The organism is Nonomuraea spiralis (assembly GCF_014648435.1).
Lineage (GTDB): Bacteria > Actinomycetota > Actinomycetes > Streptosporangiales > Streptosporangiaceae > Nonomuraea > Nonomuraea spiralis.
This window is the reverse complement of sequence record NZ_BMRC01000009.1, coordinates 184,625-200,728: the sequence shown is the minus strand read 5'-3', so window position 1 is coordinate 200,728 and position 16,104 is coordinate 184,625. Positions and strand designations below refer to the sequence as shown.

The 16,104-nt window shown below is 73.4% G+C and carries 17 protein-coding genes; 11 read left to right on the top strand and 6 right to left on the bottom strand.

Annotated elements, in window-relative coordinates; all coding sequences use genetic code 11:
• Nucleotides 1-158: 158 nt before the first annotated feature.
• Entirely contained in the window at nt 159-1,028 is an 870-nt protein-coding gene (locus IEZ27_RS23725; protein WP_189649249.1) for a phosphotransferase family protein, read from the bottom strand.
• Nucleotides 1,029-1,113: 85 nt separating this feature from the next.
• On the opposite strand from IEZ27_RS23725, the gene IEZ27_RS23720 reads away from it, so the two are divergent.
• From IEZ27_RS23720 to IEZ27_RS23695, 6 genes are all read left to right on the top strand, one after another.
• Entirely contained in the window at nt 1,114-1,446 is a 333-nt protein-coding gene (locus IEZ27_RS23720; protein WP_125636250.1) for an ArsR/SmtB family transcription factor, read from the top strand.
• A gap of 102 nt (nt 1,447-1,548) precedes the next feature.
• On the top strand, nt 1,549-2,439 hold the full coding sequence (locus IEZ27_RS23715; RefSeq protein WP_189649248.1) for a TIGR03620 family F420-dependent LLM class oxidoreductase: 891 nt from the start codon (nt 1,549-1,551) through the stop codon (nt 2,437-2,439).
• Between the two features lie 83 nt (nt 2,440-2,522).
• The gene (locus IEZ27_RS23710) at nt 2,523-2,888 is read left to right on the top strand and encodes a hypothetical protein (protein ID WP_189649247.1); all 366 of its coding nucleotides are present in this window, start codon (nt 2,523-2,525) and stop codon (nt 2,886-2,888) included.
• A gap of 72 nt (nt 2,889-2,960) precedes the next feature.
• Nucleotides 2,961-4,964 carry a sensor histidine kinase gene (locus IEZ27_RS23705; protein ID WP_189649246.1) on the top strand — a complete coding sequence of 668 codons (2,004 nt, stop codon included), beginning with the start codon at nt 2,961-2,963 and terminating at the stop codon, nt 4,962-4,964.
• Nucleotides 4,965-5,045: 81 nt separating this feature from the next.
• The gene (locus IEZ27_RS23700; RefSeq protein ID WP_189649245.1) at nt 5,046-5,252 is read left to right on the top strand and encodes a hypothetical protein; all 207 of its coding nucleotides are present in this window, start codon (nt 5,046-5,048) and stop codon (nt 5,250-5,252) included.
• 137 nt (nt 5,253-5,389) lie between these two features.
• Nucleotides 5,390-5,851 carry a hypothetical protein gene (locus IEZ27_RS23695; RefSeq protein ID WP_229824265.1) on the top strand — a complete coding sequence of 154 codons (462 nt, stop codon included), beginning with the start codon at nt 5,390-5,392 and terminating at the stop codon, nt 5,849-5,851.
• A 27-nt stretch (nt 5,852-5,878) separates the two neighbouring features.
• Here IEZ27_RS23695 and IEZ27_RS23690 read toward each other — a convergent pair whose 3' ends face one another.
• Nucleotides 5,879-6,442 (bottom strand): TetR/AcrR family transcriptional regulator, encoded by a 564-nt coding sequence (locus IEZ27_RS23690; RefSeq protein WP_189649244.1) that lies wholly within the window; start codon nt 6,440-6,442, stop codon nt 5,879-5,881.
• Nucleotides 6,443-6,534: 92 nt separating this feature from the next.
• Between IEZ27_RS23690 and IEZ27_RS23685 the strand changes: the two genes are divergently transcribed.
• From IEZ27_RS23685 to IEZ27_RS23675, 3 genes are read left to right on the top strand one after another with little or no spacing between them, the layout of a single operon-like run.
• On the top strand, nt 6,535-6,921 hold the full coding sequence (locus tag IEZ27_RS23685; RefSeq protein WP_189649243.1) for a nuclear transport factor 2 family protein: 387 nt from the start codon (nt 6,535-6,537) through the stop codon (nt 6,919-6,921).
• 11 nt (nt 6,922-6,932) lie between these two features.
• A complete protein-coding gene (locus IEZ27_RS23680) occupies nt 6,933-7,937 on the top strand; it encodes a zinc-dependent alcohol dehydrogenase family protein (protein WP_189649242.1) in 1,005 nt (334 codons plus the stop codon).
• A 42-nt stretch (nt 7,938-7,979) separates the two neighbouring features.
• Nucleotides 7,980-9,026: a hypothetical protein gene (locus tag IEZ27_RS23675; RefSeq protein WP_229824294.1), complete on the top strand. Its 1,047-nt coding sequence runs from the start codon at nt 7,980-7,982 to the stop codon at nt 9,024-9,026.
• A 10-nt stretch (nt 9,027-9,036) separates the two neighbouring features.
• Here the strand turns inward: IEZ27_RS23675 and IEZ27_RS23670 are convergent, their stop codons facing one another.
• Nucleotides 9,037-9,267: a DUF6289 family protein gene (locus IEZ27_RS23670; RefSeq protein ID WP_189649240.1), complete on the bottom strand. Its 231-nt coding sequence runs from the start codon at nt 9,265-9,267 to the stop codon at nt 9,037-9,039.
• Nucleotides 9,268-9,446: 179 nt separating this feature from the next.
• Here IEZ27_RS23670 and IEZ27_RS23665 point away from each other — a divergent pair, with 179 nt between their 5' ends.
• Complete coding sequence (locus IEZ27_RS23665; RefSeq protein WP_189649239.1) at nt 9,447-11,756, top strand: polysaccharide lyase 8 family protein; 2,310 nt, start codon at nt 9,447-9,449, stop codon at nt 11,754-11,756.
• 6 nt (nt 11,757-11,762) lie between these two features.
• Here IEZ27_RS23665 and IEZ27_RS23660 read toward each other — a convergent pair whose 3' ends face one another.
• The 3 genes from IEZ27_RS23660 to IEZ27_RS23650 are packed head-to-tail and all read right to left on the bottom strand — an operon-like array spanning nt 11,763 to nt 15,088.
• Complete coding sequence (locus IEZ27_RS23660) at nt 11,763-13,004, bottom strand: NAD(P)/FAD-dependent oxidoreductase (RefSeq protein WP_189649238.1); 1,242 nt, start codon at nt 13,002-13,004, stop codon at nt 11,763-11,765.
• Between the two features lie 43 nt (nt 13,005-13,047).
• Nucleotides 13,048-14,667, bottom strand: coding sequence for a multicopper oxidase family protein (locus IEZ27_RS23655; RefSeq protein ID WP_189649237.1), 1,620 nt, complete (start codon nt 14,665-14,667; stop codon nt 13,048-13,050).
• Nucleotides 14,660-15,088, bottom strand: coding sequence for a hypothetical protein (locus IEZ27_RS23650; protein ID WP_189649236.1), 429 nt, complete (start codon nt 15,086-15,088; stop codon nt 14,660-14,662). The genes IEZ27_RS23655 and IEZ27_RS23650 overlap by 8 nt, the downstream gene beginning before the upstream one ends.
• Nucleotides 15,089-15,199: 111 nt before the next feature.
• Here IEZ27_RS23650 and IEZ27_RS23645 point away from each other — a divergent pair, with 111 nt between their 5' ends.
• The gene (locus tag IEZ27_RS23645; RefSeq protein ID WP_229824264.1) at nt 15,200-16,102 is read left to right on the top strand and encodes a LysR family transcriptional regulator; all 903 of its coding nucleotides are present in this window, start codon (nt 15,200-15,202) and stop codon (nt 16,100-16,102) included.
• Nucleotides 16,103-16,104 lie beyond the last annotated feature (2 nt).

The window sequence follows — 16,104 nt, the reverse complement described above, 5'->3', positions numbered from 1 at the left end:
AGCGGGGATTACGCGCCCTTGAGGAAAGCCCGACCCCTTGAGGAAAGCCCGCGGCCCCGGTCCGGGGAGAGCCCGCGGCGCGGGTTCGGGAGAGCCCGCGGCGCGGGTTCGGGAGAGCCCGCGGCGCGGGTGCCGCTCTTGTCGTCGCCGCGGGGTGGTCAGCGGTAGCCGGTGAGGCCGTCCGCCAGTTCTTCCGCGTCGCCGTCGTGGTGGGCGGACAGGGCCTGTTGCAGGGCGAAGGTGTGGCGGATGGCGGTGACGCGGGCGGCCAGGGCGGCGTCCGCGGAGGCCGTCCGCGCCAGTACGCGGGCCAGGAAGTCCCCGCCGTACCCGGCTTCCAGGGCCGCCAGGTCCTCGGCCGGGTCGCCGATCGTCACCTCGTCCCAGTCGATCACGCCGGCGAGCCGGGGCAGGCCGTCCTCGTACTCCCACAGGACGTTCTCGGGCCCGAGGTCGCCGTGCACCACGGCCTCGGCGACGTACGGGAGATCGTCGAGCGCGGCGAGTTCCCGTTCGGCGCGACGGCGTCCGTCCGGCGACATGAGGGCGAACAGGTCGGCGCGGACCTCCGCCGCGAACCGCCGCCACTGGTCGCGCGGCGCGGGCAGGACCGCGCGGGCCCGCTCGTCCGCGCCCGCCGCGGCGAGCCCGGCCAGCAGCGCGGCGTACTGCGCCGCCGCCGCGTCGGCCACCCGGGGGTCGGCCACCTCGTACGGCTCCAACGGCGCCCCTGGCACACGCGTGAGCACCAGGTACGGCGGCTCCCCCGTGCCCTCCGACAGCGGCAGAGGCGTACGGAACCCGAGATCGAGCCCGGCGAGTACACGCAGCACGGCGGCCCGCCGCGGCAACCGTACGGCCGCCGCCCGGGTACGCGGCAGGCACACCACCCGATCCGGCCCGACCACCACCCGGTGGAACTGCCCCTCCCGGACGACCGGCTCGCCATCCCCGAGACCGGGCGCCACCCGCTCCAGCAACGCCCGCTCATCACGCTCAAGACCGGACGCGGGGGTGTGGTCGCTCATTCGGACTCCCAGAAGGCTCGGACCATCATGAACCGATACGCATCGGATTACTGCGATGCGTCGATGACTCCCTATGATCGCATCCATGACGGAGTCCTCACTCATGACCGATTCCGAGCTGTCCGACGCCCTGCGCGCGCTGGCGAACCCCACACGCCTGCAACTGCTGTCGTGGTTGCGGGAGCCGGAGCGGAACTTCTCCCTGGAGGGGGCGATCGCCGACCCGGTGGAGGTCGGGGTGTGCGTGACCCACATCCAGGCCAGGGTGGGGCTGGCGCAGTCGACGGTGTCGGCGTACCTGGGCGAGTTGCAGCGCGCCGGGCTGGTACGGGCCACCCGCGTCGGCAAGTGGACCCACTACAAGCGCGACGAACGGCGCATCGCGCAACTCGTCGCCACGCTCGGCCACACCCTGTAGAGGCGGCGACCGGCCGGCCGGCGGGATCCTCGACTTGTGTCGTATCGACATTTTGCGATATTTCTATATCTCTAATGATCGACAGATGACGAGGGGACCCCCATGGCCACCATCGACGGCCTGGATCTCGGCACGTTCGGGATCTACACGTTCGACTTCGAACACCAGCCGGCCGCGCGGATGCGCGAGTCGATCCAGGAGCTGGAGGAGCTGGGCTGGCGGGCGTTCTGGGTGCCCGAGCTGCTCGGACGCGAGGCGCTCACGCACGCCGGTTTCCTGTTGTCGGCCACACAACGGATGCACGTCGTGAACGGCATCGCCCGAGCCTGGGCCCGCGCGGCGAAGTGGACGTACGGCGCCGCGCTGTTGCTGGCCGACGCCTACCCCGACCGGCACCTGCTCGGCCTGGGATTCGGCGGCGAGCCCCGCCCGGGGACGACGCCGCTGGCGGCCATGCGCGCCTACCTGGACGAGATGGACGAGCTGGAGACGCCCAACCCGGCGCCCGCGTCCGGGGTGCGGCGCATCCTGGCCGCGTACGGGCCCAAGATGCTCGAACTGGCCCGCGACCGGGCCGCCGGCGCCCAGACCTACCACGTCAACGTGGCGCACACGGCCGAGTCGCGGGACCTCCTCGGCCAGGACGCGTTCCTGGCCGTCGAGCATGCGGTGTTGTTCGAGACCGACCCCTCCGTGGCGCGGGCCGTCGCGCGCGAGCACCTGCACCTCTACCTGAGCTCGCCGTACAACGTGGCGAAGTTCCGGCGGCTGGGATACACGGAGGAGGAGATCAGCGGCGGCGGCAGCGACCGCCTGGTGGACGACCTGGTGTTCTGGGGCGACCTGGACACCATTGCGGGCAGGCTCCGCGGCCACGTCGAGGCGGGCGCCGACCACGTCGCCGTCCAGGTGATCGGGATCGAGCCGGGCGGGACGGCGATGCCCCACTGGCGCGAGCTCGCCGCCGCGCTGTCCCCTGGCCAGACCTCCTGAAGTATGCAACCGATCGGTCGTTAATATAGTTTGTGCGGCATGACTCAAGAGACGCCGTCCACCGAAGGGCCGGACGCACGCCCATGCTGACCTCGCGCTGGATCGCCGGCCCCGAGAGCCGCAGCCCCGGGCCGCTGGTGGCCGCCCTGACGGACTTCCGCATGCGGCGGCTGCTCGACCTGCCCGGCATCGTCCGGCACGGCCGTTCGCTGAGCCGCCACTGGCCGGAGTTGCCCGGCGCGGTCGGCATGTGGCTGTGGGCCGATGTCCCCGGCCGCCGCGTCGGTTCGCTGTCGGTGTGGCGGAGCGAGGAGGACCTGCACGGGTTCGTACGGCTGCGCGAACACGTCGCGATCATGCGCGCCTACCGCCATCGGGGCACCCTGCGATCCCGTACGTGGGAGGTCGAGCACCTGGACCGGGCCGAGCTGCTGCGGGCCCTGCGGTGATCGGCGTCATAGCCGACGCCCGGCGGGCACGCTAGGGTCGGGCGGGAACGGGCAGCCGGAAGGCGGGGACGGATGGCGTGGGCAACCCGGGTGGTCGCCGTCGTCCTGGCCGTGGTCTCGCCGGTGCTCGTGCTCGCGGCCGTGCTGCTCTACGCCGCGCTCCCCGCCGAGTGGCAGGTCCCGGAGATCTTCACGCCGCTGGCGGCGGCGGGGGCCACGTTCCCGGCGTTCGCCGCGTTCCTCATCGCGCACCGGCCCGGGCTCAGGCTGGCGTGGCTGATGTGCGCGGGCGGCGTCGGCGGCGCGGTCAACACGTTCTGCCAGGCGGCGATGTTGTCCGCCGCGGCGGACGGGAACATCGAGCTGGCCGGGCTCGTACGGTTCCCGGCCCACATCGGCTGGGCGGTGTCCGGGCTGATGCTGGAGATGTTGTTGCCGCTCTACTCCCCCGACGGCAGGCTGCCGTCGCGGCGCTGGCGGGCCGTGGTGCTGCTGGGCGTGGTGTCCACGGCGGTCGAGCTGACCCACATGTTCGTACGGCCGGACCCGCCGGCCGAGGGTTACCCGCTGCCCGCGGTCATCCACAACCCGCTGGAGATCCCGGAGCTGGCGCCGTACTGGCCGGTGGTCTCGCCGATGGCCTGGACCGGCATCCTCGCGACGCTGCCGCTGGCCGCCTGGTCGCTGCTGCTGCGTTTCCGCCGGGCCGATCCGGTGGGCCGGCGGCAGATCGGCTGGCCGCTGTTCGCCTTCGGCGGGTACATCGTGTTCATGCTCGTGGGCGTCGTCGCGCTGGAGCTGACCTGGTTGTCGATCGTCTGGGCGGCGCTCATCCCGGTCGCGCTGGTGTTCTCGGTGACCCGCCACCAGCTCTACGGGATCGACACGGTCGTCAGCCGGACGTTCGTCGCCGCCGGGCTGCTGGCCGTGATCGGCGGGGTCTACTTCGGGATGGCCACGCTGTCGAGCCTGGTCGTGGCGGGGTACCACCAGGTCGCCGGGCTCGCCTCCGCGCTGCTCACGGGCGCGTTCTTCCAGCCGTTGCGCCGGACGCTGCAACGCGCCGTCGACCGGCTGCTCTACGGTTCGGTGGGCGATCCGCGCGACCTGGCCGAGCGGCTGGCCCAGGAGGTACGCCGGGGTGATCCGGGCCAGGCGCTGGCGGCGGTGGTCGGCGTGCTGCGCGAGGGCCTGGCGGTGCAGGGGGTCGCGGTGGAGGTGACCAGCGGCGAGCCCGGCCACCCGGTCATCGTGGCGAGCGCGGACCGCGAGCAGGCCGGCGACCGCCCGCGCGAGGTGCCCCTGGTCTGGCACGGCGAGTGGGTGGGGCGGCTGCTGATCGGCCCGCCCGCACCGCGCCGCTTCCCGGCCGCGCACGACGAGCGGGTGCTGGACACGCTGGTCCCGTACGCGGCCGACGTGGCCCACGCCGTGCGCATGGCGGCCGACCTGCAACGTTCCCGCGAACGTATGCTGGCCGCCCGCGAGGAGGAACGCCGGAGGCTGCGCCGCGACCTGCACGACGGCCTCGGCCAGACGCTCAGCGGCCTGGCCATGACCGTCAACATGGCCAGGCTCAGCCTGCGAACCTCTCCCGAGGCGGCCGACGGGCTGCTGGGCGAGCTGCGTACCGGCATGGACGCGGTCACGGGCGACCTGCGGCAGCTCGTCTACGGCCTGCGCCCGCCCGCCCTGGACGACCTGGGCCTGGCCGCCGCCGTACGGGCGCTGGCCGGGCCGGACGGTTCGGCCGCCGAGGTGGTCACCGAGGGTGACCTGACCGGCCTGCCCGCCGCCGTCGAGGTGGCCGTCTACCGGATCGCGCAGGAGGCGCTGACGAACGTGCGGCGGCACGCGCGCGCCACCCGCGTCCGCGTCGAGCTGCGCCGCGAGCCCGGGGCGCTGCGCCTGCTGGTCGCCGACGACGGCGTCGGCCTGCCCCCTGGCCACCGGCCGGGCGTCGGCCTGGCCTCGATGCACGAGCGTACGGCCGAGCTGGGCGGGATCTGCCTGGTCACGGGCGCCCCGGACGCGGGCACGACGGTCGAGGTGATGATTCCCGTCCAGCCCGCCTGACCGTGTGCCTTACCGGGTGTCCGCCCTTCGATCACGTAAGGTGCTAGACGATCACTCTCGGTAACTCTCACGGAGGTGTCCATGAAGCTCATGGGCCGTATCGCCTGCGCCCTCGCCGGGGGCGCGCTGCTGACCACCGTCCTCACCACTCCGGCCTCCGCCGACTCGATTGCCGCCGGCGGGCCCGTCGGCGCGCTGGTGCAACCGGTGCTGGACATGCTCAACCTTGTCAACGACACGACCACCCTGGGCGCGCTGCTCCCGAGTGGCATCATCGCCGTCCGCTGACGATCGCCCCTTCCCCCCGGGGCGATCCCGACACGGTCGGGACGTACCGTGGGCGGATGGTGGTCGAGGGCATGCGGAGGTGGGAGCCGTCCGGGCGAGGAACTGCCGCCGTTGTGGCACTGGGCGGCATTGGCCCGGTGGCCCGTCTCGTCGGTGGTGGGTGGCGACGGGCATCCGCGCCCGGCAGCCCGGCGGCGGCCGAGGCGGCCGTGGCGGCGCGTACGGCCGGTTCCCCGTTCCGCGGGGCGGGCGCCTGGGATTGGCATTTCGACACCGACCCGACCCTGCTCATGCGCTTCTCGGCCGCCACCGCCAACGCCCACCGCATCCACTACGACTGGCCGTACGCCACCCGGGTGGAGGGGTGTCCCGGCCTGGTGGTGCACGGGCCGCTCATGACGCTCGCCCTGGCCGAGACGCTGCGGCTGGAGGGGCGGGCCGAGCGGGTGACGCGGGTGGGACATCGGAACAACAGGCCGCTGTTCTGCGGCCAGCCGGCCCGGCTGCGGGGCCGCCGGACCGCGGACGGGTTCGCGCTCGACCTGCTCGGCCCCGAGGCCGGCACTCCGTGCACCAGCCTGACCGTGACGGCCCGGTAGCCGCTCTCCGCACCCGCCCGGAGCCCGTCAGAGGGCGATGACGTGTTCGGCCAGCTCGCGGGCGGCGGCGCCCGGGGCGGTGCCGGGGCGGGTCGCGCCCGCGGCGAGGGTGCCGTCGATGAGGATGAGGAGCTGGTCGGCGGCGTGGCCCGGGTGCGGGTGGCCGAGCGCGGTCAGCTCGCGTTCCAGCAGGTCGTGCACGCGCTGCCGGTAGTCGCGGGTGATCTCGTGCGCGGGATGGCCGGGGTCGGCCAGCCCCAGGTCGGCGGCCAGATAGCGGCAACCGTGGAAGCCGGGCAGCACGACGATCTCGCCGATCCGGTCGAAGACGGCCAGCAGGCGTTCGCGCGGGTCATGGCCGGCGGCGTCCATGGTGCGCGCGTAGTCGGCGGCGTCGGCCTCCGCCGCCGACCTGAGCACCTCGACGATCAGGCCGTCCTTGCCGCCGAAGTGCTCGTACAGGGATCGTCTGGCCACGTTGGCGGCCTTGAGCAGCGCGTCGACGCCGATGTTCACGCCCTGGCTGTAGATCAGCCGGTCGGCGGCCTCCAGCAGGCGCTCCCGGGGGCCGGGTCCCGTACGAACACTCATGACCTCAGACTGCCACGGGTTGACGAGTAGATCAACCGGTCGATATACATAGATAGACCGATCGATCTACCAACCAACTTCTCGGAGTGATCATGTCTTTCGCGTCCACCGCCGACGTCATCGACCGTTTCAACCGCGCCTTCGTCGAGCGTGACCGCGACCTGCTCACCGATGTGGTCGGCGAGGACTGCGTGATGGAGTCCGTCCAGCCGGCCCCCACCGGGGAGCGCGTCGTCGGCCGCCAGGCGTGCCTGGACTGGTGGGGTGCGCTCGTGGACGACCGCACCAGCCGGTTCGAGCCGCAGGAGGTCATCGTCGCCGGCGACCGGGCCACGATCCAGTGGCACTACCACTACGGCCCCGGCCCCTCCGACTGGGTCAGCGGGGTGAACGTCATGCGCGTCCGCGACGGGCAGATCGTCGAGGCGCTCGGCTACAGCAAGACCGCCGGCGAAGTCCCGCTGGCCACCGACAACTGAAGAAGGACGTCATGCGCAGCTACCACGTCGACAGCGGGGCCGGGATCGCCGGCCTGTCGATCAAGGAACACCCCGTCCCCCGGCCCGGCCCCGGCCAGGTGCTCGTCGCCGTACGCGCCACCTCCCTCAGCTTCCGCGAGCTGATGATCCTGCGCGGCGACTACGTGCTCCCCGTCAAGCCGGACGTGGTGCCGATCTCCGACGGCGCCGGCGAGGTCGTGGCACTCGGCCCCGGCGTCACCGCCGCCAGGGTCGGCGACCGGGTCACCGCCACCCTGTTCCCGAGCTGGCAGGACGGCCCCTTCGGCGTCCAGCACCTTCCCCAGCTCGGCGGCTCCCTCGACGGCCTGCTCACCGAGTACGCGCTGCTCGACGAACGGGCGCTCGTACCGATCCCCGACCACCTGTCGTACGAGGAGGCCGCCACGCTCCCCTGCGCCGCGGTCACCGCCTGGAACGCCCTGACCGGCCACGGCTCCGGCCCCCTGCCGGGCCAGACCGTCGTCACCCAGGGCACCGGCGGGGTGTCGCTGTTCGCGCTGCAGTTCGCCAAGGCGCTCGGCGCCCGCGTGATCGCCACGACCGGCAGCCCCGCCAAGGCCGAGCGCCTGGCCGAGCTGGGCGCCGACGACGTCGTCGACTACCGCGTCACCCCCGACTGGCCGTCCAGGGTCCGCGAGCTGACTTCGGGACAGGGCGCCGAGCACGTCATCGACGTCGCCGGCGACCTCGGACGGTCGCTGGAGGCGACCTCGATCGCGGGCCAGGTGGCCAGCGTCGGGTTCGTCGCCGGGGACCCGCCGCCCCTCGACCCGAGGGCGATCTTCAGGTCGGGCGCCACTGTCCGCGGCATCGCCGTCGGCAGCCGCGCCCAGTTCGTGGCCATGAACGAGCTCATCGAGGCCCACCGGCTGCGCCCGGTCATCGACCGGGTCTTCCCTTTCGAGCACGCCCCCGACGCCTATCACCACTACGCTTCGGGCCAGGCGTTCGGCAAGATCGTGATCACGGTCTGAACCGCCGCCGGAAGAGAGCCGTCCTGCCGGGAGAGCCGCTTGGTGGTGTTCGCATGCGCGGGATGCGGTGCCGTCCTGACCGCGAGGGTGTCGCGGGTCGACTTCCCCGACCACGCCGACCAGCGCCACGGCTACGGCCTGCTCCCCGCCCTTCTGGAGCCCGGCACGTACACGATCCGGGACGAACCGGTGGGGCCACCCTGGTTGTCGTGGGCCGAGATCGGCGCGGACGCGGCGGCGGCCCGAGGCGTGTACACGCAGGTGCGCTCCCTGTCGTACGGCCCCCGGGGAACGGTCGGGATCGCGCCGGGCGACCTGCGCGGGACCGTCCACATCCTGGAGGCGTGCGGGGGCGCCTGTTGCGGCCTGGACGACGGGTACGGCCCCAACCTGGCGTGCGCCGGATGCGGGCGCGCGGTGGCGGTCCGCGTGGACGACTGCGGTCGCTGGCAGGTGGTGTGGCTGAACCCGCGCGCCGTACGCCCGGTCAGCGTGGAGGGCACCGCCCACGCCGCGCTCGCCTGGACGGACCTGCGGGAGGAGTGGCCGGTCACGCCGCCCGTGGACCATCCCGGCACATGGAGCCCGCGCTGGGCGGCGGCGGTCGCGGTGGCGCTGGCCCAGGTGCTGGCGCTGTCGGGCGGCGGCCGGGTCGCCGTCCCCGAAGGACGGGCCGCCATGGCCTTCCGCCCCACGCTCGACAAACTGCTCCCATCGGGCCCGCCGAACCGACGGCTCACCCTGGCCGGCCCCGGCCTGCCCGGCGGCGGCCGGGACCTCGCCCTGGTCCCGCGGCATCCGCAGACGGGCGAGGTCTGGCCGTGCGACGACGCGGAGGCGGTGGTGCCGCTGGCCGCCGGTGTGTGGCTGCACATGGCCTTCCACGACGAACGGCGGCTCGTCCCGGCGGCGGCCGGGATACCTGCCGGTGTCCGGCGGGACGACCCGCCGCCGATGTCGCCCTGGTGTGCCTTCCGGCCTGACGCGGACGTGTTCCTCGGTGCTCTGGCGCGGTTGCCGGCCGTGCGGGAGCCGTGGTTGCGCGCGATCCACGACAGGGTGAGCGAACGCCCGTACAGCAGCCTCTAAGGGCGGCGGGTCAGCAGGGGGTCTCGTAGAACTCCGGGTACGAGCCGCGGGTGCCCACCCACGTCACGTCGCCGACGCAGTTCTCGTACTTGACCCCCACCACTGTGGTGCGGGTGGAGTCGCTGTAGTAGTACGTCTCGCAGTGGTAGTCGATCTGGCAGGCGCGGGCGTGCGCGGGCGAGCCGATGACGGTGAGGGTGCCGAGGGCGAGCAGGACGGCCAGCGATGCGCGGCGAATCATGGAGATCCTTCCTGACGCGAGGAAGCGCTATTGCCCTTGATGGTCGATCATCGGAGCGAACAGAGCAATACAGTTCAATACGGTCGATGCCGGGTACCGTCGCGGAGGCGAAAAGATCGACCTTGCTCCCGACATAGGATCTTTCCATCTGGTAATCGCCCGTTTGTCGAAAGGCTTCCATGACCCACCCCCTCAGCCGCCGGTCCGCCCTGCTGGGGGCCGCGGCCGTGGCCGGACTCGCCGCGTGGGAGCGACCGGCCGAGGCGGCCGGCGCGGCCGGGGCCGGTGGGGCGGCCGCGTTCGACGCCGCGCGCGAGCGATGGGTGAGCCTGCTGGCCGGCGGCTCGTACGACCCCGCCTACCTGGAGAAGACGCGGGCGGTCGAGGGTTCGGCCAACGCGGTGCTGCGCAAGATGAACCCGGTCGCCGGCCGTCCCAGCCTGTGGCCCGACCTGCCGCTCGACGACCCCCGTACGGGCAACTTCAACCGCGCCTACAACCGCATGCGCGCCCTCGCGCTGGGCTGGGCCACGCCCGGCACCTCCATGCACCGCGACCCGCGGGTCGCCGAGACCGCCGCCGGCGCGCTCGACTTCCTGTACGAGCACGCCTACCGCGAGGGCCTCGACCGCCGGGGCAGCAACTGGTACTGGTGGGAGATCGGCGTCCCCCGCGCGCTGACCGACACCTGCGCCCTGCTCTACGACGGCCTCCCCCAGGACCGCCTGCGCCGCTGGCTGCGCCCGCTGCGCCACTGGTGCCCCGACCCCGAGCGCCGCGTCAGCCATCCCGGCGTGGTCGAGACCGGCGCGAACCGGGCGAGCAAGGCCATGGCGGTGGCGATGCGCGGGCTGCTCACCCATGACGCCCGGCTGGTCAGGCGGGCCAGGAACGCGGTCTCCGACCTGCTGCGGCGCACCGGCGGGCCGGGCGACGGCTTCTACCGGGACGGCTCGTTCATCCAGCACGACGTGTACCCCTACAACGGCAGCTACGGCGTGGACTACCTGGAGAGCGTGGCCAAGCTGATCGCCATGCTGGCCAGATCGCCGTGGGAGATCAGGCGGATCGGGAACGTCTACGACATCGTGGACCGTTCGTTCATGCCGTTCATCTTCGACGGGCTGATGATGGACTGCGTACGCGGGCGGCAGATCTCGGTGCAGGGCCACCGCGACTACCACTCGGGGCAGAAGGCGGTCGAGGCCATCCTCACGCTGCTGGAGGCGGCGCCCGAACGCCATGCCCGGCGCTGGGGTCCGCTGGTGAAGGGCTGGCTGACCCGCAACCGGGCCGTCCCGTACGACACGGTCGCGCCGCTGGCGGGCATCGCGCGGGCCGAGGCCCTGCTGGCGGACCCGTCGGTGCCGGTGGGCCCGCGCATGACCGGCACGTACGTCTTCGCCGACATGGACCGGGTCGTGCACCGCCGTCCCACCTGGGCGTACGCGATCGCGATGAGCTCGGAGCGCATCGGCGCGGCCGAGGCCATGAACCAGGAGAACCTGCACGGCTGGTACACCGGCGACGGCATGACCTACCTCTACACCGGCGGCGACCTGACCCACTGGAACGACGACCTGTGGCCGACGATCGACCCGTACCGGCTGCCGGGCACCACGGTCGACACGCGCGGGCGCGCCGACCTCCCCCACGGCAAGCGCCGCCTGCCGCCCACCCCGTGGGCGGGCGGCGTGGCGCTCGACGGCGAGTACGGCGTGGCGGCCATGAAGCTGATCGCCGACGGCTCCTCGCTGCGGGCCAGGAAGGCCTGGTTCCTGCTCGACGACGCGGTGATCGCCCTCGGCGCCGGCATCACCGCCTCCGACGGCCGCCGCGTCGAGACCGTCGTGGAGAACCGCAACACCCACGGCGCCCACCCGCCGCTGACCCGGGGCGACGGCTGGATCCACCTGGACGGGGTGGCCGGGTACGCGCTGCTCGACGGCGCCGAGGCGAAGGTGGTGCGCGAACGGCGCACCGGCCGCTGGCGGGACATCGACACCGGCGCCACCACCGGAGGCGACACGACCCCCGTCAGCAGGCACTACACCACGATCATCGTCGACCACGGCGTCGATCCGCGCAGGTCCCGCTACGCCTACGCCGTGCTGCCCGACGCCTCCGCCACGCAGACCGCGGCCTACGCCGGGCGAGTCAAGGTCCTCGCCAACAACCGTACGGTGCAGGCCGTCTCCCGCGACGACCTGATCGCCGCCGTCTTCTGGCGCGCGGGCAGCGTCGAGACCGCGCACGGCCGGCTCACCGCCGACGGCCCGTGCACGCTGCTGGCCCGCCGCGACGGGCATCGGGTACGACTCGCCGTCTCCGACCCGTCCAGGACCGCCGACGAGGTGCGGATCAGGCTGCCCTGGCCGGTCAAGTCGGTCAAGGAAGCCGACCGCGGCGTACGCAGGTCCAAGCGGGCGGTCAAGGTCGAGGTCGGCGGCAGCCGCGGCCACGCCCGTACGGCGGTGGTACGGGTCTGAGCCCGTTCAGGAGGCGGGTACCCGTGGCAGGAGGTCGGCCATGGGGACGTCCGGATCGGCGAGCCGCCGCGGGTCGGCGGAGTGCCCGGCGGCGACCAGGCCGCGCAGGTGGCCGGCGGCGCCCGGGTTGTCCACGGTCAGGGCGGCCACCGGGATGCCGCGGTCGAGCCAGAAGGCGGTGAACCCGGGCTCGCCGGGGACGCCCCGGGTGACGACGCGGTCGGAGGTGGCGGGCAGCCCGACGTATTCGAGGGTGGACCCGTACTGGGTGGAGAAGAAGTACGGGACGTGGTCCACGACCGTGGGGCGGCCGGCCAGCGTGGCCGCGGCGGCGGTCCCGTGGACGACGGCGTTGTCCCAGTGCTCGATCCGTACCGGTTTCAGGTAGCGGGGGTGCCGGTGGCGGGCGACGTCGCCGGCCGCCAGCGCCGCCGGGTGCGAGGTGCGCAGGTGCCCGTCGGTGAGCACGCCGCCGTCCACGCGCAGCCCGGCGGCCTCGGCGAGTTCGGTGTTGGGGGTGACGCCCACGCCGACGACGACGAGGTCGGCCGGGACGCGCCGCCCGGCGACGGTGCGTACGGCCTCGACGGACCGCGTCCCGAGCACGGCCTCGACGCCGTCGCCGGTGAGCAGGTTCACGCCGTGGTCGAGGTGCCTGCGGGCGAGGAGGCCGCCGATCCGGTCGCCCAGCACGTGGTAGAGCGGCGCGGGCAGCGGATCGACGACGGTGGTGCGTACGCCGAGCGCGCGGGCGGCGGCGGCGACCTCGCAGCCGAGCCAGCCGGCGCCGATGACGACGACGTCGGAGGCCGCGCGCAGGGCCGCGCCCAGGCGTTCGCTGTCGTCGCGGTCGCGCAGGTAGTGGACGCCGTCGAGGTCGGCGCCCGGCACCCGCAGGCGGCGCGGGCGGGCGCCGGTGGCGATCAGCACCTGGCCGAACGCGAGCTCCACGTTGCGGCCCAGACGTACCCGGCGGGCGTCCAGGTCGAGCGCGGTGGCTGGGGCGCCGAGGGCCAGGGTGACGTCCTGGTCGGCGTAGAAGCGCGGTTCCAGGACGTCGAGCTCGCCGGGCTCGATGGTGCCGAGAAGGTAGCCCTTGGACAGCGCGGGACGCTGGTAGGGCAGGTGGTTCTCGTCGCCGACGAGCGTGATCGGCCCGTCGTAGCAGTGGTCGAGCCGCAGTGCGCGGGCGGCCTGGGCGCCTGCCAGGCTCGCGCCGATGATGACGACGCCGGGGTCGGCGGCCATGGGGATGCTCCTCGTGAACGGGGTGAGCGGTCAGACGACGCGGTCAGACGACCTGGAGGTTGGCCATCATGGCCATGTCCTCGTGCTCGGCGTTGTGGCAGTGGAACAGGAAGCGGCCGCGGTAGCCGTCGAACCGGGTGATGATCTCCACCGCCTCGCCGGGCCGCAGGGAGACGGTGTCCTTGAGCCCCGCGTCGTGGGGCAGCGGAGGCCGGCCGTTGCGCGAGAGCACCCGGAAGCCGACCAGGTGCAGGTGGACGGGGTGATGGACGTCGGCGACCATCCGCCACACCTCGACGTCGCCGAGGCCGACGGTGACGTCGGAGCGCGCGGGGTCGAACGGCAGCCCGCCGATCAGCCAGCCGCGGCCGTGGTCGAGCTGCCCGGCGCGGAAGGAGAAGTCGCGCACCCGTACGGCGTCGGCCCGGCGCCATCCGGGCAGGTCGGCGGACAGGACACGCGGGACGCGGCTGTCGTCGGCCGCCGCGCGCGCGACCCGGAAGGCCATGACGTCACGGGTACGGCCGGAGCCGAGCCGGTTGACGATCCGGACCAGGCCGCCGACCGGTACGGCGGAGAAGTCGACGACCACGTCGTAGCGCTCGGCCGGCGCGATCGGCAGCAGCCGGTGGACGACGGGGGCCGCGAGCAGCCCCTGGTCGGCGCCGATCTGGACGAGGTCGAGCCGGCGCCCGTCGTCGAGGACGGCTTCCAGCTCGTAGTGCCGGGCGTTGGAGGCGTTCAGGATGCGCAGCCGGTGGCGGGCCGCGTCGACCTCGTGCACGGGCCAGGGTGCGCCGTTGACCAGGATCACGTCGCCGAGCACCCCGGCGAGGTACGGTTCCAGCACGCCCGGCCGCTCCCGCAGGGTGGGGTCGAGCGCGGGGTAGGCCAGCTCGCCCTCGGCGGTGAAGGCCCGGTCGGCGATCATGAGGGGCAGTTCGCGTGACCCCGAGGGCAGGCCCAGGGCCTCCTCGGCGTCGTCGCGGACGATCTGCAGCCCGGCCAGGCCCCGCCAGATCGCCGGGGCGGTGAAGTCCATCCGGTGGTCGTGGTACCACAGCAGCGTCGGCCGCTGGTCCATGGGGAAGGTGTAGTCCCTCGTCCGCCGGCTCAGCACCGCGTGCGGGTCGCGCATGTTCCCCATGCCGTGGCCGGAGCCGTGGCCCATCGTGGGCTCGGTCCAGCCCTCGGGCAGCACGAGGTCGGTCGGGTAGCCGTCGGAGTCCGCCGGGGTGCGCCCGCCGTGCAGGTGCACGACGGTCGGCACGGGCAGGTCGTTGCGGTGGGTCACGGTGATCGGCCGGCCGCGGCGCGCCTCGATCGTCGGGCCGGGCAACGTGCCCCCGTACGTCCAGGCCCGGGTCCGGACGCCGGGCAGGATCTCCAGGGTCGTCTCGCGCTGGACGATCTCGTAGCGGTCGGCGCCGCCGGAGGTGCCGGCCGGCGCCAGCACGGCGGGGATCGGCAGCGGCACCCGGAACGGCGGCGGCAGCGGCAGCTCGCTGCGCAGCTCGGCGCCGGTGACCGACGGGCGGCGGGCCAGCGCGGCCGAGGTGCCGAGCCCGGTGGCCGCCATGATCCCGAGCGCGCCGCCGATGCCCAGCGCCTGCCGCCTGGTCACGCCGCGGGGGCGTCCGGGAGCGGCGTCGTGCTCACGCATCGCGGTCCTCCCGCCGAGGGAAGGGGCGGCGCCAGACGGTGATGAACTGCACCGTGAGCGCGGCCACGGTCATCACGCCGAGCGGGATGTGCAGCCACAACGCGCCGTCGAGCCCGGCGAAGTACTGCACCGTCTCGGCCGCCACCACCGCCGCCGTGGCCACCGTGGGCCAGAACTCGCGCAGCCGTACCCACACCACGATCGCCGCGATCAACTGGAGGTAGCCGAGCGAGGTGACCACGTCGGCGCCGACGGCGTGCCAGCGCAGGCTGTCGTAGTCGCCGGTCAGGTACACGCCGGCGAACACCGGCTGCCCGGCGATCGCCACCATGTGCGTGCTGACCAGCGCGCGCAGCGTCCACCCCGCGGGTCCCGTTCGGCGTGCGGCGTCGGCTCCCGCTCTGCCGGCCACGGTGAGCATGAGGGATCCCTCCCACTCTGTTCTCGTTCTTCCTGTACGCCTCCAGACGCTATGGCTCTCGGGTTATCTTGTCCAAGATCTGTATTGCTATGCTGTTATGACCGAGGAGGCATGATGGATCTGAACGCGCTCAGGCAGTTCCTGGTCGTGGCCCGGCTCGAACACCTCAGCGCGGCGGCCGAGGAGCTGCGGGTGGCGCAACCGTCGCTGAGCCGGACGATCGCCCGGCTGGAGAGCGAGCTGGGCACGCCGCTGTTCGACCGCGCCGGCCGGCTCAGGCTCAACGACGCGGGCCGGCTCTTCCGCGGCTTCGTCGAACGTTCCCTGGGCGAGCTGGACGCCGGGCGCAGGGCCGTCGCCGAGTCCGCCGGCGAGGGCTACGGCACCGTACGGCTGGCGTCGGAGACCTTCCTCACCCTCACCGGGCCGCTCGCGGCCTACAAGCGTGCCCATCCCTCCGTCGAGGTCGAGCTCCACTGGGCGCCCGCCGACGACATGGCCGGACGCCTGCGCGCGCAGGAGTTCGACCTGTGCGTCGCCTCGCAGCCGATCCACTCCGAGGGCCTGGAGTCGGTCCAGTTGCTCGACGAGCCGGTGGGGGTGGCCACGCCGCTCGACCACCCGCTGGCGGGCCGTACGTCGGTGACCATCGACGAGCTGGCCGACCAGCCCTTCGTCACCGCCCGCAAGGGCCACTGGCAGCGCCGGCTGCTCGACCGGCTCTTCGCCGCCCGCGACCGCACGCCGCGGATCGTCTGCGAGGGCGACGAGTCCAGCGCCATCGCCGACCTGATCAGCGCGGGGCTCGGCATCGGGCTGGTCCCGTCCATCGCCCGGCGGTCCACCACCCGCGCGCCGCTGAGCTGGGTCGATGTGGACAGCCCCGACTGCCGCCGTACGCTCACGCTGTTCTGGGGCGCCGACAGCCACCTGTCGACCGCCGCCCGCCTGATGCGCACCACGATCACCAGCTGGGACTGGGTCACCAGCGACCCCCAGGAGAAGCGCGGCTGACC